18 protein-coding genes and 1 pseudogene are annotated in these 22,394 nt (G+C 73.8%); 4 read left to right on the top strand and 15 right to left on the bottom strand.

Features of this window, described 5'->3' with window-relative positions; translation table 11 throughout:
- Positions 1 to 33: 33 nt before the first annotated feature.
- Positions 34 to 321: a helix-turn-helix transcriptional regulator gene (locus tag ABZT12_RS01760; RefSeq protein ID WP_356375564.1), complete on the bottom strand. Its 288-nt coding sequence runs from the start codon at positions 319 to 321 to the stop codon at positions 34 to 36.
- Between the two features lie 243 nt (positions 322 to 564).
- Between ABZT12_RS01760 and ABZT12_RS01755 the strand changes: the two genes are divergently transcribed.
- On the top strand, positions 565 to 3,594 hold the full coding sequence (locus ABZT12_RS01755) for a BTAD domain-containing putative transcriptional regulator (RefSeq protein ID WP_356375561.1): 3,030 nt from the start codon (positions 565 to 567) through the stop codon (positions 3,592 to 3,594).
- A gap of 13 nt (positions 3,595 to 3,607) precedes the next feature.
- On the opposite strand, the gene ABZT12_RS01750 is transcribed toward ABZT12_RS01755, so the two are convergent.
- The 3 genes from ABZT12_RS01750 to ABZT12_RS01740 all read right to left on the bottom strand — a co-directional run bounded on the left by ABZT12_RS01750 (position 3,608) and on the right by ABZT12_RS01740 (position 6,433).
- Positions 3,608 to 3,757 carry a hypothetical protein gene (locus ABZT12_RS01750; protein WP_356375558.1) on the bottom strand — a complete coding sequence of 50 codons (150 nt, stop codon included), beginning with the start codon at positions 3,755 to 3,757 and terminating at the stop codon, positions 3,608 to 3,610.
- 200 nt (positions 3,758 to 3,957) lie between these two features.
- Complete coding sequence (locus ABZT12_RS01745; protein ID WP_356375555.1) at positions 3,958 to 4,785, bottom strand: MBL fold metallo-hydrolase; 828 nt, start codon at positions 4,783 to 4,785, stop codon at positions 3,958 to 3,960.
- Between the two features lie 145 nt (positions 4,786 to 4,930).
- Positions 4,931 to 6,433 carry an MFS transporter gene (locus ABZT12_RS01740; protein WP_356375552.1) on the bottom strand — a complete coding sequence of 501 codons (1,503 nt, stop codon included), beginning with the start codon at positions 6,431 to 6,433 and terminating at the stop codon, positions 4,931 to 4,933.
- Between the two features lie 174 nt (positions 6,434 to 6,607).
- Here ABZT12_RS01740 and ABZT12_RS01735 point away from each other — a divergent pair, with 174 nt between their 5' ends.
- The gene (locus ABZT12_RS01735) at positions 6,608 to 7,552 is read left to right on the top strand and encodes a LysR family transcriptional regulator (RefSeq protein WP_356375549.1); all 945 of its coding nucleotides are present in this window, start codon (positions 6,608 to 6,610) and stop codon (positions 7,550 to 7,552) included.
- A 16-nt stretch (positions 7,553 to 7,568) separates the two neighbouring features.
- Here the strand turns inward: ABZT12_RS01735 and ABZT12_RS01730 are convergent, their stop codons facing one another.
- The 3 genes from ABZT12_RS01730 to ABZT12_RS01720 form a co-directional block, all read right to left on the bottom strand.
- The gene (locus ABZT12_RS01730) at positions 7,569 to 8,375 is read right to left on the bottom strand and encodes an AfsR/SARP family transcriptional regulator (protein WP_356375546.1); all 807 of its coding nucleotides are present in this window, start codon (positions 8,373 to 8,375) and stop codon (positions 7,569 to 7,571) included.
- A gap of 204 nt (positions 8,376 to 8,579) precedes the next feature.
- A complete protein-coding gene (locus ABZT12_RS01725) occupies positions 8,580 to 9,749 on the bottom strand; it encodes a transposase (protein ID WP_356375543.1) in 1,170 nt (389 codons plus the stop codon).
- A 313-nt stretch (positions 9,750 to 10,062) separates the two neighbouring features.
- Positions 10,063 to 10,758 (bottom strand): TetR family transcriptional regulator, encoded by a 696-nt coding sequence (locus ABZT12_RS01720; RefSeq protein ID WP_356375540.1) that lies wholly within the window; start codon positions 10,756 to 10,758, stop codon positions 10,063 to 10,065.
- Between the two features lie 175 nt (positions 10,759 to 10,933).
- On the opposite strand from ABZT12_RS01720, the gene ABZT12_RS01715 reads away from it, so the two are divergent.
- Positions 10,934 to 11,704 (top strand): glucose 1-dehydrogenase, encoded by a 771-nt coding sequence (locus ABZT12_RS01715; RefSeq protein WP_356375537.1) that lies wholly within the window; start codon positions 10,934 to 10,936, stop codon positions 11,702 to 11,704.
- Positions 11,705 to 11,898: 194 nt separating this feature from the next.
- Here ABZT12_RS01715 and ABZT12_RS01710 read toward each other — a convergent pair whose 3' ends face one another.
- Together ABZT12_RS01710 and ABZT12_RS01705 are read right to left on the bottom strand one after the other, a co-directional pair.
- Positions 11,899 to 12,627, bottom strand: a complete 729-nt coding sequence (locus ABZT12_RS01710) for an HAD family phosphatase (protein ID WP_356375534.1) — start codon at positions 12,625 to 12,627, stop codon at positions 11,899 to 11,901.
- Positions 12,620 to 13,309 (bottom strand): ScbR family autoregulator-binding transcription factor, encoded by a 690-nt coding sequence (locus ABZT12_RS01705; RefSeq protein WP_356375531.1) that lies wholly within the window; start codon positions 13,307 to 13,309, stop codon positions 12,620 to 12,622. The genes ABZT12_RS01710 and ABZT12_RS01705 overlap by 8 nt, the downstream gene beginning before the upstream one ends.
- Positions 13,310 to 13,424: 115 nt before the next feature.
- Between ABZT12_RS01705 and ABZT12_RS01700 the strand changes: the two genes are divergently transcribed.
- Positions 13,425 to 14,354, top strand: a complete 930-nt coding sequence (locus tag ABZT12_RS01700; protein WP_356375528.1) for a ScbA/BarX family gamma-butyrolactone biosynthesis protein — start codon at positions 13,425 to 13,427, stop codon at positions 14,352 to 14,354.
- Here the strand turns inward: ABZT12_RS01700 and ABZT12_RS01695 are convergent.
- The 6 genes and pseudogenes from ABZT12_RS01695 to ABZT12_RS01670 form a co-directional block, all read right to left on the bottom strand.
- The gene (locus ABZT12_RS01695) at positions 14,314 to 15,054 is read right to left on the bottom strand and encodes an HAD-IB family hydrolase (protein ID WP_356375524.1); all 741 of its coding nucleotides are present in this window, start codon (positions 15,052 to 15,054) and stop codon (positions 14,314 to 14,316) included. The two genes, ABZT12_RS01700 and ABZT12_RS01695, sit on opposite strands and share 41 nt — an antisense overlap.
- Positions 15,055 to 15,090: 36 nt before the next feature.
- Positions 15,091 to 16,824: a 3-hydroxyacyl-CoA dehydrogenase family protein gene (locus ABZT12_RS01690; protein ID WP_356375521.1), complete on the bottom strand. Its 1,734-nt coding sequence runs from the start codon at positions 16,822 to 16,824 to the stop codon at positions 15,091 to 15,093.
- A 101-nt stretch (positions 16,825 to 16,925) separates the two neighbouring features.
- Positions 16,926 to 17,891 (bottom strand): aldo/keto reductase, encoded by a 966-nt coding sequence (locus tag ABZT12_RS01685; protein WP_356375518.1) that lies wholly within the window; start codon positions 17,889 to 17,891, stop codon positions 16,926 to 16,928.
- A gap of 110 nt (positions 17,892 to 18,001) precedes the next feature.
- On the bottom strand, positions 18,002 to 19,243 hold the full coding sequence (locus ABZT12_RS01680; RefSeq protein WP_356375515.1) for a beta-ketoacyl-[acyl-carrier-protein] synthase family protein: 1,242 nt from the start codon (positions 19,241 to 19,243) through the stop codon (positions 18,002 to 18,004).
- Positions 19,244 to 19,581: 338 nt separating this feature from the next.
- Positions 19,582 to 20,595, bottom strand: a pseudogene (locus ABZT12_RS01675) (beta-ketoacyl-ACP synthase III); the annotation flags it as partial.
- A complete protein-coding gene (locus tag ABZT12_RS01670) occupies positions 20,592 to 22,361 on the bottom strand; it encodes an FAD-dependent monooxygenase (protein WP_356375512.1) in 1,770 nt (589 codons plus the stop codon). The pseudogene ABZT12_RS01675 and the gene ABZT12_RS01670, both read right to left, overlap by 4 nt.
- Positions 22,362 to 22,394: the final 33 nt, after the last annotated feature.

The following is a 22,394-nucleotide window of genomic DNA, read 5'->3' as shown; positions in this document are numbered from 1 at the left end:
GCGAAAGAGAAGTGGGACGACACCGAAGATCCGTTAACGGTTGAACGAAATTCCTTTTCGGCCCACGGTCGAAATCATTTCCCTCGGCGGGTGCGGGGCAGGTGCATCCATCCAGCCGCGGGCCGCCGCGATCACCCCCGCCTGGAAACGGCTTCTGGCTTCAAGTCGGTCCATCAACGAAGCGATGATCCGGCGGCAGGTCCGGATCGAGATGTTGAGCTGGCGGGCAATGCTCTCGTCCAGATGACCGGCGGCCAGCAGCTCAAGGACCTGCCGCTCCCGCCCGGTCGGCCGCTCGGTGCATATATCGGCGATGGACAATGGAATACCTCTCTGAGGCCGGCCGCACTCCCCGTAGCACGCCAGATCGGGGCGCGTCTCCCCTGCTCGGTAAAATATCCGTCTTGTTTCTTCCCCCGGTGACGGACATTGCCGTTAATGCGCTGCCGTCCCCCGTTGCTCCCCCCAGGCTGCCCTGCCCATATCCCGAACGGTTACCGGTCAATTACTCTTTCTGGGAGGGGATGGGCCAGGCCTGCACAGATGTCGTACCGAGGGGGAGATGTGGAGTTCGCCGAGGAAAGAGAGGGCATACGCCTCAACGTGCTGGGCTCGCTGGAGTGCTGGGCCGACGGGAGGCGCCTCGCCCTGGGGGGAGCCAAGGCGGAACGGGTCCTGGGATTCCTGCTGCTCTCGCCCAACCGCTCCGTCACCGTCGCCCGCCTGGTGGAGGTGGTGTGGGGCACGGAACCCCCCTCCACGGCGGCGCACCAGATCCGCAAGACCGTCTCCACCCTGCGCCGGACCCTGCCCGGCGGCGCCGCACTGCTGCGCACCGACGGCGCCGGCTACCGCGCCGCGGTCTCCGCCCGCGAGCTCGACCTCAAGGAGTTCGAGGAACACCTCCGGGCCGCCGCCGACGCGCTGTCGACGGACCGCCCCACGGACGCCCGGCGCGAACTGCGCGCCGCCCTCGACCTGTGGCGCGGCCCGGTGCTCGAAGGCCACGACGGGGAGCCGATCGACCTCGCCGCGAACGTCCTGGCCGAAATGCGGCTCGCGGCGGTCGAGCAGTACGCGCGGCTGCGCATCGAGGTCGGCCAGATCGACGGCCTGACCACCTACTTGAGGCAGTACGTCGACGCCCACCCGCTCCATGAGTCGCTGCGCGAACTGCTGATGACCGTGCTCTACCGCACCGGCCGGCACGCGGAGGCCCTGGAGGAGTTCGCCCAGGTCCGCCAGTTGCTCGCCGAGGAACTGGGCGCCGACCCCAGCCCGCAGCTGGCCAAACTGCACGAGGCGATCCTGCGGCGCAGCCCCGGGCTCGGCGGCGCCCCCGCCCACCCGCCGCTGCTGGAACCCGCCGTACCCGAACCGGTCATCGTCCGCTGCACCCTCCCCTACGACCTGCCCGACTTCACCGGCCGGCAGGACACCGTCCGCCGTATCCGCGACGCGCTCGCCGACGACCGGCGGATCATCGCGATCGACGGCATGGGCGGCAGCGGCAAGACGGCGCTCGCCGTCCACGTGGCCAACCAGCTAGCCGAGCGTTACCCGGACGGGCAGCTCTTCCTCGACCTGCACGGCTTCACCCCGGGCCATCCGCCGCTCCATCCACTGGACGCCCTCGACCAGTTGCTGCGCAGCCTCGGTGTGCCCAGCGACCGGATCCCGGAGGGTCTGGTCGAACGCCGGGCGCTGTGGCGGTCGGTGACGGCGAGCCGGCGCCTGCTGGTGGTGCTCGACAACATCCGGGAGTCGGCGCAGGTGCGGCCGCTGCTGCTGGGCACCGGGAACTCCGCGACGATCGTCACCAGCCGGACCCGGCTGGTGGAGATCGACGGCGCCGAGTGGTACTCGGTGGGCAGCCTCTCCATGGAGGACAGCATGGAGCTGCTCGGCCGCGTCCTCGGCGACGACCGTGAAGACCCAGCCGACCGGGAACACCACGACAGCACGGAGGCGCGCACCCTGCTGGCCGGCATGTGCGCGGGGCTGCCCCTCGCCCTGCGCATCGTCTCGGCCCGGCTGCGCAACCGCCCCCACTGGACGGTCCGTTACCTGGTGGACCGGATGCGCTCGGAGGCCCGGACCCTGACCGAACTGCGCGTCGGCGAACGCAGCGTCGCGGCCAGCCTCCAGCTGTCGTACGGCGCGATGAACCGCACCCACCGGGCCGCCTTCCGGCTGCTGGGCTGGCACCCGGGAGCCGACTTCGACGTGCTCAGCGCCGCCGCGCTGCTCGGCACGGACGTCCAGGAGGCGGAGGCGATCCTGGAGGAACTGCTCGACGTCAACCTGCTGGAACAGCACACGGTGGGCCGCTACACCCTGCACGACCTGGTCCGCTGGTTCGCCCGGGACCTGCGCGGCAACACCCCGGACGACCGGGACGAGCACGGCGTCCAGCGGCTCCTCGACCACTATCTGCTCACCCTGGAGCGCGCCTGCGACCTGCTGTTCCCCGGCCGCACCCGGCATCTCGTCCCGCTGCCCAACAGCACCGGGTCGGTGCCCGACTTCGACTCCGAGGCCGACGCGCTGCGCTGGCTCGACGACGAGTACCCGGCGCTGCGCGACGCCGCCCAGCTCGCCTACGACGTCCGGCTCGACCTGCACGCCGCCTACCTGCCGCGCGGGCTCGCCTTCTACCTCAACCTGCGCGGCTGGTGGGGGGAGTTCAGGGACGTGGGCCTGCTCGCCGTACGCGCCGCGCGACGGCTGGAGGATCCGCTGCTGCTGCGCATCAGCCTGACCAACCTGGGCATGGCGCTGTGGAAACTGGGCGACCTGCGCGGCTCCCTGACCCGGCTCGACGAGGCGCTGGCGCTGGCCGAGCGGACCTCCGAGGTGCACGGGATCGCCGCCGCCCTGAGCCGGATCGGCATGTGCTACTCCAGCCTCGGCCAGTACACCGAGGCACTGGACCGGCTCGACCGCGCCCTCGCCCTGCACCGGCGACTGGACTGCCGGCGCGAGGAGGCCGAGACCCTCGCCAACACCGCCTCGGCGCTGAACTGCCTGGGCCGGTACGCGGCGGCGGCCGAGGCCGCGGAGCACGCCGTACGCCTCGACCGGCTGCTCGGCGAACGGGACCACGAGATCTACGCCCTCACCGAACTGGCCGTCGCCCATCTCGGCATGGGCCGCCCCGACAAGGCGCTGCTGCGGCTCGCCGGGATCGAGGGCGAGTCGGACGGCTTCCGCCAGCCCGGCACCGTAGGGCTGATGCTCGCCTACCGGGCCGAGACGCTGCAACGGCTCGGCCGGGCGCGGGAGGCCGAGACCTGCGCGCTGCGCGCGCTGACGCTGATGGAGCTGAGCGGCGCGATCCGGCGCGCGGAGATCGAGAACGTGCTCGGCCGCGTGCACGGCCGCCGGCACGACTACGCCGCCGCCCTCACCCTGCACCGCGCCGCGCACCGGCGTTCCGCCGCCATGAATCTACGCGTGGAGATGGCCCGGGCCCAGGCCGGTGTCGCCGCGGCGGCGGCAGCACTCGGCGACCCGGAGACCGCCGTCGCGGCCCGTGCCGCCGCCGAGGAACTCTTCACCGACATCGGAGTGCCGGAGGAGTGCCGTCGCTGACCCCGGCGGGCGGCTACCGCCGTACCGCGTTCGGGCCGCCGTCGGAGGCGTGCGAGACCCGCGAGGCGGGAGCCGCGGACGTGCCCGGCAGCGTGAGGGCCAGGCCGGTCAGCGCCGCGGCGCCCAGCATCAGATAGGTGGTGCGAAAGGCCAGCTTTTCCATCGAAGTCCAGTCCTCTTCACTCGTGTCCGCTGATACGCCCGGAAGGCGGCCCGTGTCGGACACACCCCCCGATGTGTGGCTCACTGTGGCCGATCGGGTTCCCGATCGGTTCCCAGGCCGTTACACGTACGCGGCGGAAACATCACACAGGGCGACCGATGGCGGAGCAGCCGCCCGCTGGGCGGGGCACCGGGGGCACGTCACAGCGGGCACCAGACCGCTCCGTCGGCGTGCGGGGCGACGCGGCCGAAGACCACGTCCGCGAAGTGGACGCCGAAACCGAGGGTGTCCGGGCGCCGGAGTTCGGCGATGAGGCGGCGGCGGTGGCGTTCGGACTGCGCGGGATCGTCGTCACCGCCGGCCGACCACTCCGGGTGGCGGATCTGGAGCGGGGAGAGCAGGGCGTCCCCGAAGGCGAGCAGGCGGGTGCCGCGGGAGGAGATGACGAAACCGGTGTGGCCCGGGGTGTGGCCGGGCAGCGCCAGCGCGTGCACACCGGGGAAGACCTCGTCACCGGCGAGCACCAGCCGCGCCCGGGGTTCGAGGGCCGCGGCCTCGGGCCCGCGGTGGTCCCACTCCTCCTTGGGGACCACGTAGGCGGCCCGGCCGAACAGCGGCGGTTCGACGCAGGCCCAGCCGATGTGGTCGGCGTGGAGGTGGGTGAAGGCCACCGTCTCGATCTCCTCCGGGGCCCGCCCGAGCAGGGCCAGGTTGCCGGGCAGCGCACCGCCGTGCACCGCCCCCCGGTGCGGATGGGCGGGGTCCTCGGGCACCGCGCGCGGGCCGAACCCCGCGTCGATCAACAGGGCGCGGGCGCCGTCCTCGACGAGCAGGGCGCCGGTGTTGGCGACCAGCCGCCGCGTGTCGTTGAGGTAGGCCCCGTACCTGGGCCAGTGCCGGTCCACGGCGGCGGGCAGCGGGCCGGCCGGCTTCAGCAGCATCGCCCCGTCGGGCACGTAGCTGACCTTCAGCGCCCCCACGCGCAGGGTGCGGACGGCGGAGGGCCTGCGCAGTCGGCTGTCGTTCACGGTCGGTCTCCTCGCAGGCGGCGAAGGCGCCCGGCGCGGCCCGGACACGGGGGCGGCGCGCCCGTCCGCCGGGGGGCGGCGGACGGACGCGCCGGGCGCGCCGGCGGTGCCGGCGGGCAGTGCCGGGTGCCGGGCACGGGACGGCCTACGCAGCGGTCCGCTTGCGCAGGACGACACCGACGAGCAGGGCACCGGCCAGCGCGACGACACCGGCCGTGACCATCCCGGCGTGCAGGCCGCCCAGGATGTCCGCGGCCGACGGGACGGAACCGGACGACAGCGCGTTGGTGCGGGCGGCGGCGATCGCGCTGAGCCCGGAGACCCCGATCGCGGCCACGTACTGCGGCAGCTGCGAGAGGCCGCCGACGACGCCCTGGTCGGCCTCGCTGACGCCCGAGGTCATCACGGTGATGAACGACACCACGCTGAAGACGTGGCCCAGACCCATGACGGAGGAGGTGATCAGCAACGCGGGCAGGCTGACGTGCTGCGGGAGGGCGAACATCGAGACGGTGCCGACGCCCTGGATGAGCAGGCCCGCGGCGAGCACCCGCACCCCGCCGAACCGGCCCAGCAGCCGGGCGACGAACATGCCGCCCGCCGTCGCCGCCGCGCCCTCGCCGAGGTAGCTCAGACCGGCCTGAAGGGCGCTGAAGCCGAGCACGTCCTGCATGTACAGGCTGAGCAGCACCGTCGTACCGGCGCACATCCCGAAGGTGATCACACCGAAGAGACCCGACCACTTGATGGTCGGCCGGTTGAGCACGGACAGCGGCACCAGCGGCTCCGGGTGGCGCCGCTCCACCACCAGGAACGCGGCCAGCAGCACCAGGCCGCCGACGATGGGGCCGAGCGAGGCGGCGCGGGTCCAGCCCTGGTCACCGCCGGTGGAGATGCCGTAGACCAGACCGAAGAGGCCGAGCGTGGCGAGGATCGCGCCGGGGATGTCCATCCGCTTCGCCGCACTGGCCTCGCGGATCGCCGGCAGGGCCAGCGCGCCGGCCAGGGCCAGCGCTCCCATCACGCAGAGCGCGACCATCGTCCAGCGCCAGCTGAAGCCGCTGGTGATGACCCCGCCGCCCAGCGCGCCGAGCACGAAGCCCAGCGACATGACGGCGCCGTTGAGACCCAGGGCGCGGGCACGCTTGGGGCCCTCGGCGAAGTAGCCGGTCATCAGGGCGATGGCGGCCGGCGCGATCATCGCGGCGGCGGTGCCCTGGCCGATCCGGGCGCCGATCAGCACGCCGGGGCTGTCGGCGAAGGCGGCGCCGAGCGAGAAGAGCGTGAAGACGGCGACGCCGAGGGTGAAGAGCCGCTTGCGGCCGATCAGGTCGGCGACCCGGGCGAAGAGCGGCAGCAGGCTCGCCGACGGCAGCAGGCTGGCGGTGGCCACCCACTGCAGGGTGCCGGCCGAGGAGAAGCCGAGCGCGCTGCCGATGTCGGGCAGGGCGACGGTGACGATGGAGAAGTCCAGGCCGCACATGAAGGTGGCGCAGCACAGGGTGATCAGCACGAGCCACTCGCGGGCCCCGAAGACGGCGCCGCCGGTGCCGGCGGCGGCCCCCGCGGCGGCGCCGGCGGCGGGCTCGGGTGGTGCGAGGACGGCGTGCGTGGGTTCGGTCGGGGGCGAGGATTCGGTGACGGTCATGAGCGGTCCTTCCCTTGCGGACACGGAGTGGCGGCTGGCCTGACCAGCTTCGAATCCGGAGACCTGCGCAACAAGGACGATCTGTGCAACGATCGATTCGCCGGACTCATCGTTCGAGGTCGCGGCGGTGAGGGGTGCGGGAGACGGCGAGACGCGGGAGACGGGGAGACGGGAATGGAACGCCAGGAGATCGAGATTTTCCTGACCCTCGCGGAGGAACTGCACTTCGGCCGCACCGCCGACCGCGTGGGGGTATCGCAGAGCCGGGTCAGCCAGACCGTCGCCCGGCTGGAGCGCCGTATCGGTGCCCGGCTCTTCGAGCGCACCAGCCGCCAGGTCACCCTGACGCCCATCGGGGAGCAGCTCAGGGACGACGTCGCGCCCGCGTGGCGGTCCGTCGAGGAGGCCGTGGCGAGGGCCATGGCGGCCGGCCGGGGGATCACCGGCACGCTGCGGATCGGCTTCTCCGGCGCGTTCACCGGCCATCTGCTGCACAGCATCGCCGAGGCGTTCGGCCGCCGGTACCCGGGCGTGGACGTGCCGATCCGGCAGGTACAGATCTCCGACCCCTACGGCCCGCTGCGCGCCGGGGACATCGAACTCCAGGTCACCGAACCGCCGGTGGCCGAGCCCGATCTGACGCTGGGTCCGGTGCTGCTGTCGCAGCCGAGGGTGCTGCTGATGTCGTCGGCGCACCCGTTCGCGCGCCGCGACGCGGTCAGCGTGGAGGACCTCGCGGAGGCGACGCTGCTGACGGTCGGCGGGAGCGTGCCGGCGCACTGGCTCGACCACCACTTCCCGCGCCAGACGCCGTCGGGCCGGCCCATCCCGCACGGGCAGGCCATCACGCACTGGGAGGACGCGCTCTCGCTGGTCCTGGCGGGCAAGGGCGTGACACCGGTGGCGGCGGCCGGCGCGCAGTACTACAGCCGACCCGGCCTGGTCTTCAAACCGTTCACGGACGCCCCGCGGATCGACTACGCGTTCATCTGGCCCGCCGGCCACGAGACCGCCCGGCTGCGGGCCTTCGTCCACGTGGCCATGGAGCGGGTACGCGAGGCGGGCGGCCCGACCCGGGCCGTGGAGAGCCTGTGGGCGGAGGAGGGCGGGGACGCCTGAGCGGGGCGGACCCGGCTCAGAGCAGCGCCCCGGCCCCGGCGGCGGCGAGGTACCGCTGGTCGGGCCGGTCCTGGAGCATCACATGGTGCAGCGTCGTGGTGGTGGGTGACGGCGGGATGCCGAGGTCGTCGGTCATCCGGTGGTGCAGCGACTGGTAGACGTCCAGCGCCGCGGCCCTGCGCCCCGAGGCGTACAGCGCCCGCATCAGCTGGGTGTGCAGGTTCTCGTGGTACGGGTGGTCGCCGACCAGGGCGACGGCCTCCCCGACCGCCTCCTGAAAGCGCCGGCAGAGCAGCAGCGCGTCGATGCGCGCCTCGCAGGCCGCGAGGTGGGCCTCGTTGAGCACCCGGGCCTGCGCGGTGAGCCGGCTGCCGGGGCGGACGTTGCAGAAGGGGGCGCCGCGCCACATGGCCAGCGCCTCGCCCAGGACGTCCACGGCGGCCTGCGCCTCGCGCCGCTCCAGCAGCGAGCGCGCGTCCAGGACCAGCCGTTCGAAGCGCGGCCGGTCCCACTCCTCGGGCTGGAGCCGCAGCACATAGCCGTTGCCGTCGGTCACCAGCCGGTGGTCGGCGACAGCACGGGCGCCGGTGCCGGTGGCGGCGGCCAGCGCCTTGCGTATCGCCCCGATGTACGTCTGGAGGGCGGTGGTGGCGGTGCGGGGCGGTTCGCCGTCCCACACCTCGTCCAGCAACGCCGGTACGGACACCCGGTGGTTGGCCTTCGCCATGAGCAGGGCGAGCACCTGCCGCTGCTTGGGTGCGCTGGGGGTGATGTCACGCCCCCGCTCGCGGACGTCGATCGGTCCAAGGACACGGAACTCCACAGCCCCTCCTCAAGGTGGGTGTCACCGCCCGGTGCGCCGAGCGGTGTGCGGGCGAACAGTTCGGCGGGAGCCCGGCGCCGCGCGCGGCGGGGGTTCCCGTGGTGCTGTGCGTGGGGGTGGGGTGAGGCGTTCGGTGCGCGTGGGGGTGCGGTGTGCGGGACGGGGGCTCGGGGTGTGCGGGACGGGGGTGTGGGTGGTGGCCGGTCAGCTGTCCGGGGGCCGGAGCGGCCGGGGGCGGAGCCGCCCGGCGCCCGGGGTCGGACACGGCTCGTGCCCGAGCCGGCGGTGTGCGGAGGCGACGGAGACCAGCGTGGCGTGGCGGTGCCAGCCGGGGTAGGACCGGCCGGCGAAGTCGTGCAGGCCGAGTTCCGCCTCGGTGACCCCGACCCGCGCCGTGCAGGCGGCGGCGATGACCGCGAGGGCCTGGTCCTGCCGGGCCGGCGGGAGGTTGGTCAGCCAGACCCGGTCGGGTGCAGGGAACGGTCCGGTCCAGCCGCCGACCAGCAGAGCGGTCCGTGCCCCGCTCGCCAACCGCACGCGTACGGCGCCCAGTTGAGGGCGGTCGGGGCTGGGGCGCGCGGTGAAGTCCGGCCTGGCGTGCCGGCGCAGCAGGTCGCCCGCCGGGACGGGGGCCCCGGGGCGGACCGGCGCGCCGGCCGGGTGGGGGAGGGCGGCCGGGGCGAGGGAGAGGGGCAGCGTGTGGGGCACCGCCACGATCCACTCCATACCGCGGGCTTCCAGACCCTCGGCCACGGCCCGGGCGTCGATGTGTCCGTCGGTGTGGACGACGACCGGCGGCATCCGGGGCGTGCTCCGCGCCAGCCGGTCGGCGAGCGCGAGACAGAGCTCGGCCGCGGTGGCGTGGCCGGTGCCGTCGGGTATGCGGGCTCGGCGGCGCGTCTGGGCGTCCTCGGTCCAGCGCCGCGGCAGGTACAGCCCCCAGTCGACGGAGAGGTCGCCGCGGTCACCGGAGAGGAACGCCCCTACGGCGAGCTGGCAGTTGACGGTGCGTCCGAAGGCGGGCACGAAGCGCCGGTGGACGCCGACGGACTGCTCGCCCCGCTTGGGGATGATCACCGGGGAGAGCGTCCAGGCGTACGCGGCGGTGTGCTCGGCCACCCAGCGGGCCAGTTCGGCGCGGACCGGACGCCACTGCCAGGCACTGTCGTTGACGAACTGCTGCAACGACTGGGGTGCCGTCGGGGACGGCGTCACCGAGGCCGCCACGCGCCGCAGCGTCTTCTTGCCCTGGGTGGCCAGCAGCCCTCGCAGGTAGACGCCCGCCCACCGCCGCTGGTCGGCCCGCGGCAGATGGGCGAAGAGCCGGTGGGCGGCCGGGTCCTGGACGCGGCCGTGCTCGTCGACCTGGTACATGCGCGGGCTCCTCTCCTCCGGGCTGCTCCTCGGCTCCATGAAATATAGCGAACATTCTCTATGTTTCTAGGCCGAGTGCCGGCCGGACAGTGGTGAGGAGGCGCGCCGCGTGGCCCTACGACACCTCGTCCAGCCGTACTGAGCTGCGACGAGGCCTACGGCCGCGGGCGGGGCGGGGCCCGGAAAATTCCGCGCGGGGCGGTGCGGCACCGGCCCGCGGACCGGCCTCCGCGCCACGGCGTGTGTGCGGAACGGTGCAGTCAGTGAGGCGGGCGATCCTGAAACAGGGCCCTCCACGGGGCCTGATGATCCGTCAGCCAACTCTGCCCAACGGCGATTTGGGTGAGGGCGGCGAGGAGGGCGGGAGCGGTGGGGTCTCCGTGCCGTAAGTGAAATCCGTGCCGTCCGCCGTTCCCGCCGGAGCCGCCGGGGTGAGGAGGGCGCCGAGCGCTGTGAGGGCCTGACTCAGGCTCTCCTGCGGACCGTCCCCGGTGACCGTGCGCAGCGCGTCCGGGGCGCAGGCCGCGGCCTCGACGCCGAGCAGGACGTGGGAGAGGAGCGAGGTGGCCGCCAACGGGGTCAGCCCGCCGTCCGGGGGCTCCTCGCGCCAGGCCCGCTCCACGGAGTCGCGCAGACCCGGCGCCCAGGAGTCGTACCAGCCGGAGCCCGGGGCATGCCCCTCGCGGGTGAGCCGGGCGGCGGCGCGGATGCTCTGCCGGGTACGCAACGCGTCGGCGAGAGCCAGCACCCCGTCGAGCACGCCCCGCACGCCCGGCGCGGGCGCGGCGGCGCGGACGATCTCGCGGGTGGCGGTCGTACCGGCTTCCTGGACGGCGTCGGCCAGCGCCGACTTGGTGCGGAAGTGGAAGGTCAGCGCGCCCATGGTGACCCCGGCCGAGTCGACGATCCGGTGCAGGGAGGTGCCGACGTAGCCGTGCTCGGCGAACTCGGCGGCGGCGGCCTCGATGAGGCGCTGCCGGGTCTGCTCCGCCCGCTCCTGCTTCGCCACCTGTGCTCGCGCCTCCCTCTCGGCCCGGGTACCGGCCGCAACGGCACCACCATAGGTCAAGAGTTGCCCAAGAGATCCGGAGAACCAGCAGCTGAGGACGTTCTTGGCAGGTTGGCCGATATGGAGGGATCGGATCCGGCTGACTCGCCGCCGGGCGGCTGCTTGACTGCCCGTCATGATCGAACAACTGTGCGCAATGGACGGCCGGGTGGTGATGATCACCGGAGCTTCGTCGGGCATCGGCGCGGCGGCCGCCCGGCTCTTCGCCGAGCAGGGCGCGGAGGTGGTGATCACGGCCCGCCGCGAGGACCGGCTCGTCGCGCTAGCCGAGGAGATCGAGGCGAAGGGCGGCCGGGCGGTGGCCGTCGCCGGGGACGTGCGACGGAGCGAGGACGTCGAACGGATCGTGGACGCGGCGGTACGGCGTTACGGCCGCCTGGACGCCGCCTTCAACAACGCGGGCCGGGCCACGCTCGGCGTCGATCTGCACGAGATGGCCGACGACGACTACGACACCGTCATGGACGTCAACGTCCGGGGGGTCTGGAACTGCATGCGCCATCAGATACGCGCCATGCTCGACACCGGCGGCGGCGCGATCGTCAACACCGCGAGCGTGGCCGGTCTCATCGCCACCGGTGTGGGCGCGCCCTACGTGGCCGCCAAGCACGCCGTGATCGGGCTGACCAAGGCGGCGGCGGCCTCGTACGGGGAACGGGGCATCCGGGTCAACGCGCTCGCCGTGGGCAGCACGCTCACCGAGATGATGCAGTCGGCCATCGATCAACTCCCCGGTCTGGAGGAGGCGTTCTTCGCGCGGGCCGTGCAGAAGCGGTTCGCCGCGCCGGTCGAGGTGGCGCGGGCCGCGCTCTGGCTGTGCAGCGACGCGGCGTCCTTCGTGACCGGCGCGACGGTACCCGTGGACGGCGGCACCCTCGCCGTCTGAGGCGCGCGGGGATCGGGACCGTACGAGACGCGCGGGCACCCGGGCCGTACGGGGTGCTGCGGCACCCGAGCCGTACGAGACGTCCGCGAACTGACTGCTCGCGCCGGGACGCCGTACGGGACCCGTCCGGGCTCTCGCGTGAGCGAGGCGCCGGACGGTCCGCGGCCCGGCCGGTGCTGTCCGGGCCGGCCGCGCTAGCCGCCCGTCCTGGCCGGCCCGTCGGAGGCCGTCGTAGGCCACACGGTGCCGGCCGCCGCCTCCTCGTCCAGGGTGCGCAGCAGCGCCTCGTCTATCTCGTCCAGGGACCGCACCACATGGCGCACCCCCGCCTCCCGCATCAACGCGGCCTGGTGGCTGTGCTCGTACCGGCTCGGGTGGCCGACGAACGGCGCCCCGAGAGCCCGCGCCGCCTCGGCGACCCGGGCCACGTCGTCGATGAACAGCACCTGGCCGTGGTCGAGCTTGAAGTGCGCGGTGATCTCGCGCAGACCGGGGCGCACGTCGTTGGTGCAGATGTAGCGCGGCGGCGTGAACAGCCCGGCGTGGGCGCCGAGATGCTCGTCGAAGTGGGACGCGGACAGGCCGCCGTAGCAGACCACGTCGAGTCCGGCGGCGCGCAGCCGTTCCAGCAGCGGGACGGCTCCCTCGGTGATCTCGACGGGGTGGTCGGCGAGGTGGGCGGCGCGTTCCTCGAAGTAGGAGACGAGGGCTTCCTCGCCGGTCATCGGCTGCGGTACCGCCGCCGCCAGGGCGCGGCCGGCGTCGGCCTGCCGCTGGGAGAAGATGCTGCGCTCGACCTCGGCCGAGTAGGTGCCGCCGCGGCGGGTGACGAAGCGGTGGATGAGCGGGCTGAAGGTGTCGTCGAGCAGGACGCCGTCGATGTTCACGGCGGCGAGCCGCAGTCTGCGTGGTCGGTCAGGCATGGTCGGGTTCCCTCCCCTGGTCGGGTGCGCGCACGGCGGTCCACAGGGACATCGCGCGCTCCTCGCTGTTCTCGATTTTGTCGAGTGCCGGGCCGGCGGTGATGCCGGGCAGCAGCAACCGCCACATGGTGACCGTGCGGCGGGGCAGGTCGGCCCGCCGGGAGACGACCTGCGCGTACTCCTGCATACCCGTGCACGCGCCGACGACGAACTCGGCCAGCTCGTCGGGGCTGACGTCCGCGCGCAGTTCGCCCTGGGCGCGGGCCGCGTCCAGGCAATCCTCGAAGCTGCGCGCCCAGACGGTGTAGGGCGTGGCGTCCTGGGAGCCGAAGGCGGCCTGTTCGCCGGTGAGCCGGACGCCGGCGCGCAGCAGCGGGTCGGCCTGGAGCGAGTGGGACCAGATGAGGGTGATGTCCACCAGACGTTGCAGGCCGGTGGTGGGTACGTGCGGCTCGATGGTGCCGCGCTGGGCGTTCATCACCTCCATCGCGAGGTTCTGTTTGTCCTTGAAGTGGAAGTAGAGCGCACCCGCGGTGAGCCCCGCGCGCTGAAGGATTTTGTTGATCCCCGCGCCGGCGTAGCCGTACTCGTCGAAGACCTCCGCCGCCGCCTTCAGAAGCTGCTCTCGGGTCTGCACCGCGCGCTCCTGCTTGGGGGCGCGGTTCTGTTTCGCTGGTGCCATGGTCGCATCCCGGTCTCGACAAAAAAAAGAACGTCCTCTATGTTACGTGCCATGGCGCGGTTCCGCCACCACGGGGAGACAGCGCGTGTCGTGGCTTTTCACCAGGGGGATCCATATGAACGAGACAGTGACGGCTGCCGTTTCGCACCCGGCCCGGGTCGCGAAGGACCTCGTCCACAAGCACGACGCCGGTCAGGTGCTGCTCAGCGGGTTCCGGCGGCCGGCGGAGGACGAGTTCCTCGTCGTCGCGGACTGGACGGACACGGCCTGGCTCGGGGCCACCGGGGACAGCCGCCAGGACGGGGCCGTACTGCTCACGGAGTCGATCCGGCAGACCTTCCCGCTGCTGGCGCACGCCGGTTACGACGTCCCGTTCGGCCACCGTCTGCTCTGGAGCGAGTACCGGTACACGCTGAACCTGCGGACGCTGCGCGAGGGCGGCACCGGCGGCCGGCCCGAACTGCGCATCCACTGCGACGACGTGGTCCGCCGCCGCGGCCGGGTCACGGCCCTGTCGCTCGCCATCACCGTCTCGCGCGACGGCGAGGAACTGGCCACCGCCCACACCCTCTTCACCATCCAGCAGCCCGCCGTCTACGAGCGGCTGCGCGGCCCCCACGGCGACGCCGACCAGATGCTCGCCCTGGCCCGCAGCCGCCCGCTGCCGTCCCCCGCCTCCGGCGCCAGCGACGAGTTCCGCGACGCGGTGCTCTCGCCCACCGACGCCCGGGACCGCTGGCAGCTGCGCATCGACACCCACCACCCGATGTACTTCGACCACCCCAGCGACCACGCCCCGGGCATCCTCCTGCTGGAGGCGGCCAAGCAGGCCGCGCGCACCATGCGCCACCCCCGGGTCGGGGTCGCCGAGGCGATGGAGACCGTCTTCCACCGCTACGTCGAGCTGGACGCCCCCTGCTGGGTCCACGCCCAGCTGCTGCCCGACGACCAACTCGGCCGTGCCCGCTTCCTGGTGACGATCAGTCAGAACGAGCTGCCGTGCTTCACCGCACTGGTGTCCGTCGCCAAGGGGCAGACCGGCTGACGTCCGGGGCACGGACCGCCCCCGGCAGCGTGGCCCCGCCCACCCGGGCCACATGGGCGCCGAGCACCATGTCCCCGCCGACGGCCACGGGATGACCCACGGAGAGCAGCAGATCCAGGTCGGAGGCGTGGTCGCCGTAGGCGGCGGCGCGCGCGGGGGAGACCGCGTGCCGCCGCATCAGCGCGCGCGCCAGCCGGCCCTTCTCGACACCGATGACCGGGTGGTCCACCCGGCCCGTGCAGCGGCCGTCGGCGTACTCCGGCTCGCTGCACAGGATCTCGTCGGCGCCGAGCAGCCCCGCCAGCGGTTCCAGACACGGCCGGAACGACCCCGACACCAGGGCGATCAACGCCCCCCGCTCCTGGTGCCGGCGCAGCGCGGAGACCGCGGGCGGATGCAGCAGGCTGCCGCCGGCCACCTCCGTGTCGAACCAGGCGCGGCCGTGCGCGAAGAGCTCCTCGCGCGGCCGGTCCGCGTAGAGGCGGTAGTACTCGCGGTTGGTGACCAGCCGTGAGACGCCCGCCGCCGACCTGCGCCGCAGCGACCCCGCCGCCGCCTCGTAGGCGGACGGCGGCAGACCGCGCTCCCGGTAGTGGAACTCCAGGAACCGGAACATGCTCTTGACGGTGATCAGCGTCTCGTCGACATCGAAGAAGGCGATCTCGACGGGGGCGTTCGGTGAGCCGGGGACAGAGGACATCGGGTGCGCCTTCCGGGAAGGGGGAGCGGCAGGGGATCAGGCGGACACCGGGGCCGGTGCGGCGGCGCGGGCGGTCAGATAGCTGCGGGTTCCCTTGCCGGGCGTCTTGCGGCCCAGGTGTCCCGCGGCCACCAGCCCCTCCAGCAGCGGCGCCGGCCGGGGGGCGCGGCAGCGGGGGTCGGCGTGCAGCCGGCGCTGCACCTCCAGGGCCACGTCGGCGCCGACCGTGTCGAGCAGCCGGACCGGACCGAGCGGCTGGCCGCCCACCGACCGGGCCGTCGCGTCCAGCGCGGCGGTCGTCGTCCCGTCCGTGTCCAGCAGGCCCAGCGCCTGGTTCAGGTAGGGGAAGAGCAGCGCGTTGACGATGAAGCCGGCCCGGTCGCCGCACTGCACGGCCCGCTTGCCGAGCCGTTCGGCCAGCGCGCGGGCCCGGGCCAGGTTGTGCTCGCTGGTGCCCTCCCCGGGGACCAGCTCCACCAGCCGCATGACCGCCGCCGGATTGAAGAAGTGCAGCCCCAGTACGTCCGCCGGGCGGCCCGCGGGCTCGGTGCAGGCGGCCACCGGCAGGCTGGAGGTGGAGGTGGCCAGCAGGGTGCGCGGGGCGCAGACCTCGCCCAGTTCGGCGAAGAGCCGCCGCTTGACCTCCAGTTCCTCCACCACCGCCTCCACGACGATGTCCACCGTGCCCAGCACCGAGCGGTCCGCGGTCGCCGTGAAGCCGGCCTCCCGCTCCGCCTCGTCCGGCGCCGTGCGCTCCAGCGCGAACACGACGCGTTCGGCGGCGAGTCTGGCCTTCTCCTCGGTGCGGGCCAGCAGCGTGGTGTCGAAGCCGCCGCGGACGAACGCCTCGGCGATGCCGGTGGCCATCGTGCCGGAGCCGACGACCGCCACCCGGCGGCCGGGCGGGGCGGTCGGCTCCACCGGCCGGCGCGGCGAGCCGCCGGCGTCGGCGCCCTGCCCGTCGTACCGGTGGAAGCCGCGGCCCGTCTTGCGGCCGAGGGAGCCCCGGGCGATCAGTTCGTCGAGCACCGGTGCCGGTGCCGCGTGCTCCCCGCCCGGCCCGTGCAGCCGGCTCAGCACGTCGCGTGCCGTGTCCAGGCCGATCGCGTCCAGCACCGCGAGCGGGCCCTCGGCCCAGCCGCAGCCGAGCCGTACGGCGGTGTCGACGTCCTCGGCGGTGGCGTAGCCGTCCTGGACCATCCACGCGGCCCGGTTCAGCAGACCGAGCAGGAGGCCGGGGGCGAGCGAACCGGGCCGGTCGACGACCTGGTGCGCGGTGATCCCGGCCGCCGCGAGGACCCGTTCCACCCGCTCGGCGGCGGCGTCCCCGGCGCCGGGAGCGCGGGCCAGCTCCACCGCGTCCAGGGCGTCGGCGCGCAGGAAGCGCAGGGCGAACAGGTCGGCGCCGGCCGCTTCTTCGAGCTCGGCGAGGGGAGTGGTCAGCACGGTCGTGAGCACCGGGGTGCCGGGCCGCCGGTGCTGGCGCACCCGCGCCAGCACCAGCCGCTTCAGCGCCGCCGGTTCCGGTACGGCCTCGATGACCAGGTCGGCCTCGGCGACCCCGGCCGGGAAGCGGGTCAGCGTACGGGCGCGCTCGGACGGGTCCAGCGCCAGGGCGCGGACCAGGGCGGCGGGGTCGTCGTCGATGCCGACGACCCGCAGCCCGGCGCCGGCCAGCCGGCGCACCAGCGCCAGTCCGGTGTCGCCCAGACCGACGACGGCCACGGTGTACGGGGACGGCGCGGCGGCGGCGCCTGGTTGAGCGGGCATGACTGTGCTCCTGCCTGTGGGGTGTCGAGGTGCCTGTCGGTTGTCGGGGTGCCTGTCGGTTGTCGAGGTGCGGAAGGGCGGTAAGGACAGGGGGAGTTGGGTCAGTAGCGGCTGCCGGTGGCGGCGGGGACGGCGTCCAGCTCCCGCAGGTCCCCCTCGGTCAGCCGCAGACCGGCCGCGGCCAGGTTGTCGGTCAGATAGCGGAGCTGTTTGGTGCCGGGCACCGGGACGACGTGGTCGCCCTGGGCGAGCGTCCAGGCCAGCGCGGTCTGCGCGGGGGTGGCGCCGTGCCGGGCGGCGACCTTCTCCACCGCCTGGGTGATGCGCAGGTTGGCGGTGAACGCCTCGCCCGTGAACCGCGGGTTGGAGGCCCGGAAGTCACCGGCCTCGAACTCCTCCGGCCGGGCATAGCGGCCGGTGAGGAAGCCCCGGCCCAGCGGTGCGAACGGCACGAAGGCGGCACCGTGCGCGGCGCACCAGCCGGCGATCCCGGTCTCCTCGTCGAGCGGTTCCCTTGTCCACAGGGAGAGTTCGGACTGCACCGCCGCCACCGGATGGACGCGGTGGGCGGCGTCGGCCTGCTCCCGGGTCACCTCCGACAGCCCGAGGTGGCGCACCTTGCCCGCGTCGACCAGCTCGGCGAGCGCGCCCCAGGACTCCTCCAGCGGTACGGCCGGGTCGACGCGGTGCAGGTAGTACAGGTCGATGACGTCGACGCCGAGCCGCCGGAGCGAGGCGTCGGCCGAGCGCCGGATGTGCTCGGGGGAACCGTCCCGGCTCAGGGTGCGGGTGGCGAGGTCGTCCACGACGATGCCGGTCTTGGTCGCGACCACGGCGTCGGCACGGCGTCCGGCGAGGGCCCGGCCGACCAGGGTCTCGTTGTGGCCCGCGCCGTAGGCGTCGGCCGTGTCCAGCAGGACCGGACCGGCGTCGAGGGCGCGCCGGACGACGGCGACCGAGACCGAGTCGTCCCGCTGGGACTCGGCGTAGCCCCAGCTCATTCCCATGCAGCCGAGTCCTACCGGGTGGACGTCGAGTCCGGTCGGTCCGAGGCGACGCGTGCTCACGCGAACTCCTTTTCCTTCGAGGGGTGTTGGGTGGTCAGGTGGTCGGGGTGCGGGTGCGGGTGCCGGAGGCGGGGTGGTGCCGGGGCCGGGGGTGCGGGACCCCGGCCCCGTCAGGCGGCGGTGAGGACCAGCGCGGCGTTGTGGCCGCCGAACCCCAGCGACGTACTCGCGGCGACGCTCATCCGCCGGTGCCGTGCCGCGCCCGTGACGACGTCGATGTCGACGTCGATCGCCGGGTCCAGCGACTGCACGTTCGCGGTGGGCGGCACCGCGCCGTGGTAGAGCGACAGAGCCGTGTACGCAGCCTCGACCGCCCCCGCCGCGGCCAGGGTGTGTCCGGTGACGCCCTTGGTGGAGGTGATGGCCGCACCGGCGCCGAGCACCGAGTGCAGGGCCCGCGCCTCCGTCAGATCGTTCATCGGGGTGGAGGTGCCGTGCGCGTTGACGTGCTCCACCTCGTCGGGGAGCACCCCCGCGTCGGCGAGCGCGTACCGCAGCGCCCGGGCCAGGCCGTCGCCCCGCGGATGCGGGGCGGTGGCGTGGTGCGCGTCGGAGGTGGCGCCGAAGCCGGCGATGTCGGCGTAGCGCCGGGCACCCCGGGCGGTGGCGTCGGCGCACCGCTCCAGCACCAGGAGCGCCGCTCCCTCACCGGCCACGAAGCCGTCCCGGTCCGCCGCGAACGGGCGGGAGGCGGCGCCCGGTTCGTCGGTACGGCCCGACAACGCGCCCATCCGGGCCAGCCCGTTGAGCGTGCCGGGGCTGATCGCCGACTCGGTGCCGCCGGCCAGCACCACGTCGCACAGCCCGGAGAGCAGCCAGTCGCGGGCGGTGCCGATCGCGGACGCCCCCGACGCGCAGGCCGTCGCGGTGACCAGGCTCGGCCCGTGGATGCGCAGGTCCATCGCGACGTACCCGGCGACCATGTTGACCATGCCCATCGGGATCATCAGCGCCGACACGTCCTCGGGGGTGCCCTCGAAGTACGTGCGCAGCTGCTTCTCCAGGGTGCTCGCGCCGCCCAGCGAGTTGCCGATGACCACGCCGACCCGGGTGCAGTCCCAGGACGCGGTGTCCAGGCCGGAGTCGGCGACCGCCTGCCGGGCGCCGACCACGGCGAGCTGGGCGAAGCGGTCCAGCCGCCAGGCGGTGCGCCGGCCCAGTTCGGCCGTCGCGTCGAAGCCGGGGACCCGGCAGGAGATGTCGACCCGCTCGCCCTTGAGTTCGGGGTCGGTGGTCGCGGCGGAGACGCCCGACAGCACGCGCCGCCAGTTCTCCTCCACCCCGATGCCGGCCGGGGTGACCAGACCTATGCCGGTGACCGCGACGCCGCGGCCCCGGGCCACGCCGCTCATGCCTGATCCGCCTTCGCACGGATCACGGCGACGGCCTCGTCCAGGGTGAAGGAGGACTTCAGCTCGCCCTCCACCAGGACGATGCCCATCTCCTTGCGCAGGATGAGGCTCAGCTCCACCAGGATGAGGGAGTCGATCTCCAGCTCGTCGAAGGTGGCGCCGGAGAGGAGTTCCGTCTCGTCGAGCCCGAACTTCTCGCTGATCAGGACGGAGACGCGGTGCTTGAGGGACTCCTGGGTGTGGACGGTGGGGATGCTCATGTCGGTGTTCCTTTCAGTGGTGTTCTCGGTGATCTCGGTGTCGGTTGCGATGGTGCGGTGGTGCGGTCCGGTGGGGCCGGGGTCCAGCTCCGGCCAGACGAGCGCGGCCGAGCCCCAGGTGAGGCCGCCGCCGAAGCCGGTGAGGAGGACGCGGTGGCCCGGCCGCAGCTCGCCGTCGTCGGCGGCGTCGCACAGGGCGAGCGGGATCGAGGCGGCCACGGTGTTGCCGACCCGGTCCAGGTTGACCACGATCTGCTTCTCCTCCAGCCCGAGTTGCTCGCCGACGGCGTGCAGGATCCGGATGTTCGCCTGGTGCGCCACGACCTTGTCCAACTCGGCGGACGGCCAGCCGACACGGTCGAGCAGCGTCTGCGCGGAACGGCTCATGTTCAGCACGGCCTGGGTGAAGACGGGCCGGCCGTCCATGGTGAAGAAGTGGTCTGCGGCGCCCGGGGGTTCGGCGCTCGAACGCTGCCGGGAGCCACCGGCGCGCACCGTGATCAGATCGGCGCCCGAGCCGTCGCTGCCCAGGTCGAAACCGAGCAGCGCCCCCGGTTCGTCCGGCTCCCCGGCGCGCAGCACCACGGCTCCGGCCCCGTCGCCGAAGATGGCCCGGGTGGTGCGGTCGTCCGGGTCGAGGATGGTGGAGAAGGTGTCCGCGCCGATCACCAGGGCCCGCTCCGCGACCCCCGCCGTGATCATGGAGGCGGCGGCGGCCAGGGCGTAGACGAACCCGGTGCACACGGCCGCCACGTCGAAGGCCGGTACCGTCCCGAGCCCGAGCCGCTGGGCGACGTCCGGCGCGGTGGCCGGGCAGGGCCGGTCCGGGGTGCTGGTGGCGAGTACCACCAGGTCCACCTCGGCGGCGGTCTCCCCGCCGGTACGGCGGGCCGAGGCGAGGGCGCGTTCCCCGGCCGCCACCGCGAGGTCGGAGGTGGCCTCGCCGGGCGCCACGACATGGCGGGTACGGATTCCGGTGCGGGTGCGGATCCACTGGTCGGAGGTGTCCAGCCGGGCGGCCAGCTCCTCGTTGGAGACGGCCCGCGCGGGCAGCGCCCCGCCCAGCCCGCAGAGCACGGCGGCCCGGCTCACGACACCAACTCCCCTACGTTGTCGGTGGCGTTGGCGTTGGCGTCGGCGGCGCGGTCGGCGGGGTCCGCCACGGCGGAGAGCCGGGCGGCCGGCGCGTCCGTCGCGCCCCCTGCCCGCGCTGCCCCTGCCGCCTCTGCGGTCTCCACGGTCTCCGCTGTCTCCGCTGTCTCCATGGTGTCCGCGCGTCCCGTGCGGAACGTGGTGTGCCCGCGGCGCAGGGCCGTGCGGACCGCGACCGGGTCCGGCTCGGTGAGGGTCGCGATGTGTCCGTCGGGGCGGACGACGACGGCCCTCGGCGCGCTGCCGAGCAGCGGGGTGAAGCCCGGCCACGCCGAGATGTCCCGTACCGTCACGCCGCCGGGCACGGCCGCCGTCACGGCCGCCACGGCGGCCACCCAGGCGGCGTCCTGCCGTTCCCCGGCCCAGAGCAGCAGCGTCGGCCGCGCCGGATCGATCGCCGGCCAGCGCTCGGCGCCCGGCTGGGGCGTGTCGTGCGAGGCGAAGACGGGCAGCCGGTCACCGGCGCGGACCCTGCGGGTCAGCCCGGGGAGCGTGTCCCGCAGGGACTCGGCCGGCCGGTAACTGACGTCGTGTTGTGCCATCAGCGGGGCGCCGAACCGCTGGAGCACCCCGGTCCGGTGGGCCAGCCGTACCGCGCCGTCGCGCAGCGCGAGTTCGTGGCGCCGCTTGAACAGCCCCCAGCTGGTCTGCTTCGCGGTGGTCAGCACGATCCGCTCCGCGGCCAGCCGGCGGTCGCTGTCGTAGGTGTCGAGGATGCCCGGTTCGAAGGCGCCCTTGACCACGCCCGCCAGCTTCCAGGCGAGGTTGACCGCGTCCTGGATGCCGGTGTTCATGCCCTGGGCGCCGGCCGCGCTGAACACGTGGGCGGCGTCGCCCGCGAGGAAGACCCGGCCCGCCCGCATCGTCTCGGCGACCCGGCGCCGGGCGCGGAAGATGGTGGACCAGTCCAGCGCGCCGACCACCCCGGGGCGCGGGGAGCGCTCGTCGACGAACTTCTGGAACAGCTCCGGCGGCGGCCCCTGCTCCTCGCGCCAGTCCGGCACGCTGATGGCGAGCCGGAACAGGCCGTCGCCGAAGGGGGCGATGCCGAGGGCGCCGCTGCGGGAGTAGCCGTAGACGAGTGCGTGCGGGTCCAGGTCGCCGGCGACCGGGCCGTCACCGATGGCGAACAGCACGTCGTTGCCGGTGCCCAGGAAGTCGATCCCGGCGAGGCGGCGTACCGCGCTGCGCGCGCCGTCCGCGCCGATCACCCACTCCGCCTCCACCCGGTCGGTGCGCCCGTCGGGCCGCTCGATGTCCACGACCGGTACCGGCCCCGAGGTGTCGAGCCCGGTGACGGACCCGGACTCGATCTCACCGCCGTACGCGGCCAGCCGGCCCCGGATCACCTCTTCGGTGGTGTCCTGCGGGACGACCACCCCGAACGGGTACGGGGTCCCGGTGAGCCGGCTCATCTCGACGGCGCCGAGGGGCCGCTTGTCGGAGTAGTACCGCACCGAGTCCAGGCGGTTGCCCCGCTCGATCAGCGGCTCGGAGGCGCCGATCCGGCCGAGGAGTTCGAGGCTGCGCGGCCAGACGACGCTGGCCCGGGAGTGCTGGGCGGGACCGGCGGCCGAGTTGTCGACCAGCCGGACCGGGACGCCCTGGGCGAGCAGTTCGGTGGCGAGGACCAGTCCCACGGGGCCGGCGCCCACGACGAGGACGGGACGCCTCCCGCCGGGACCCTCGCGCTGCGGAAACGTCATGACGGTGCCTTTCATCGATGCGAAGCGGTGAGC

It is taken from the genome of Streptomyces sp. NPDC005423, assembly GCF_040606415.1.
Lineage (GTDB): Bacteria > Actinomycetota > Actinomycetes > Streptomycetales > Streptomycetaceae > Streptomyces.
The sequence above is the reverse complement of the archived record's forward strand: the minus strand, read 5'-3'. Positions and strand labels throughout refer to the sequence as shown.

Excerpts from the sequence above, each read along its gene's own strand:
- ABZT12_RS01750 (WP_356375558.1), bottom strand. The coding sequence starts at position 3,757 with ATGGAAAAGCTGGCCTTTCGCACCACCTATCTGATGCTGGGCGCCGCG.
- ABZT12_RS01740 (WP_356375552.1), bottom strand. The coding sequence starts at position 6,433 with ATGACCGTCACCGAATCCTCGCCCCCGACCGAACCCACGCACGCCGTC.
- ABZT12_RS01735 (WP_356375549.1), top strand. The coding sequence starts at position 6,608 with ATGGAACGCCAGGAGATCGAGATTTTCCTGACCCTCGCGGAGGAACTG.
- ABZT12_RS01725 (WP_356375543.1), bottom strand. The coding sequence starts at position 9,749 with ATGTACCAGGTCGACGAGCACGGCCGCGTCCAGGACCCGGCCGCCCAC.
- ABZT12_RS01715 (WP_356375537.1), top strand. The coding sequence starts at position 10,934 with ATGATCGAACAACTGTGCGCAATGGACGGCCGGGTGGTGATGATCACC.
- ABZT12_RS01710 (WP_356375534.1), bottom strand. The coding sequence starts at position 12,627 with ATGCCTGACCGACCACGCAGACTGCGGCTCGCCGCCGTGAACATCGAC.
- ABZT12_RS01705 (WP_356375531.1), bottom strand. The coding sequence starts at position 13,309 with ATGGCACCAGCGAAACAGAACCGCGCCCCCAAGCAGGAGCGCGCGGTG.
- ABZT12_RS01700 (WP_356375528.1), top strand. The coding sequence starts at position 13,425 with ATGAACGAGACAGTGACGGCTGCCGTTTCGCACCCGGCCCGGGTCGCG.
- ABZT12_RS01695 (WP_356375524.1), bottom strand. The coding sequence starts at position 15,054 with ATGTCCTCTGTCCCCGGCTCACCGAACGCCCCCGTCGAGATCGCCTTC.
- ABZT12_RS01690 (WP_356375521.1), bottom strand. The coding sequence starts at position 16,824 with ATGCCCGCTCAACCAGGCGCCGCCGCCGCGCCGTCCCCGTACACCGTG.
- ABZT12_RS01680 (WP_356375515.1), bottom strand. The coding sequence starts at position 19,243 with ATGAGCGGCGTGGCCCGGGGCCGCGGCGTCGCGGTCACCGGCATAGGT.
- ABZT12_RS01670 (WP_356375512.1), bottom strand. The coding sequence starts at position 22,361 with ATGACGTTTCCGCAGCGCGAGGGTCCCGGCGGGAGGCGTCCCGTCCTC.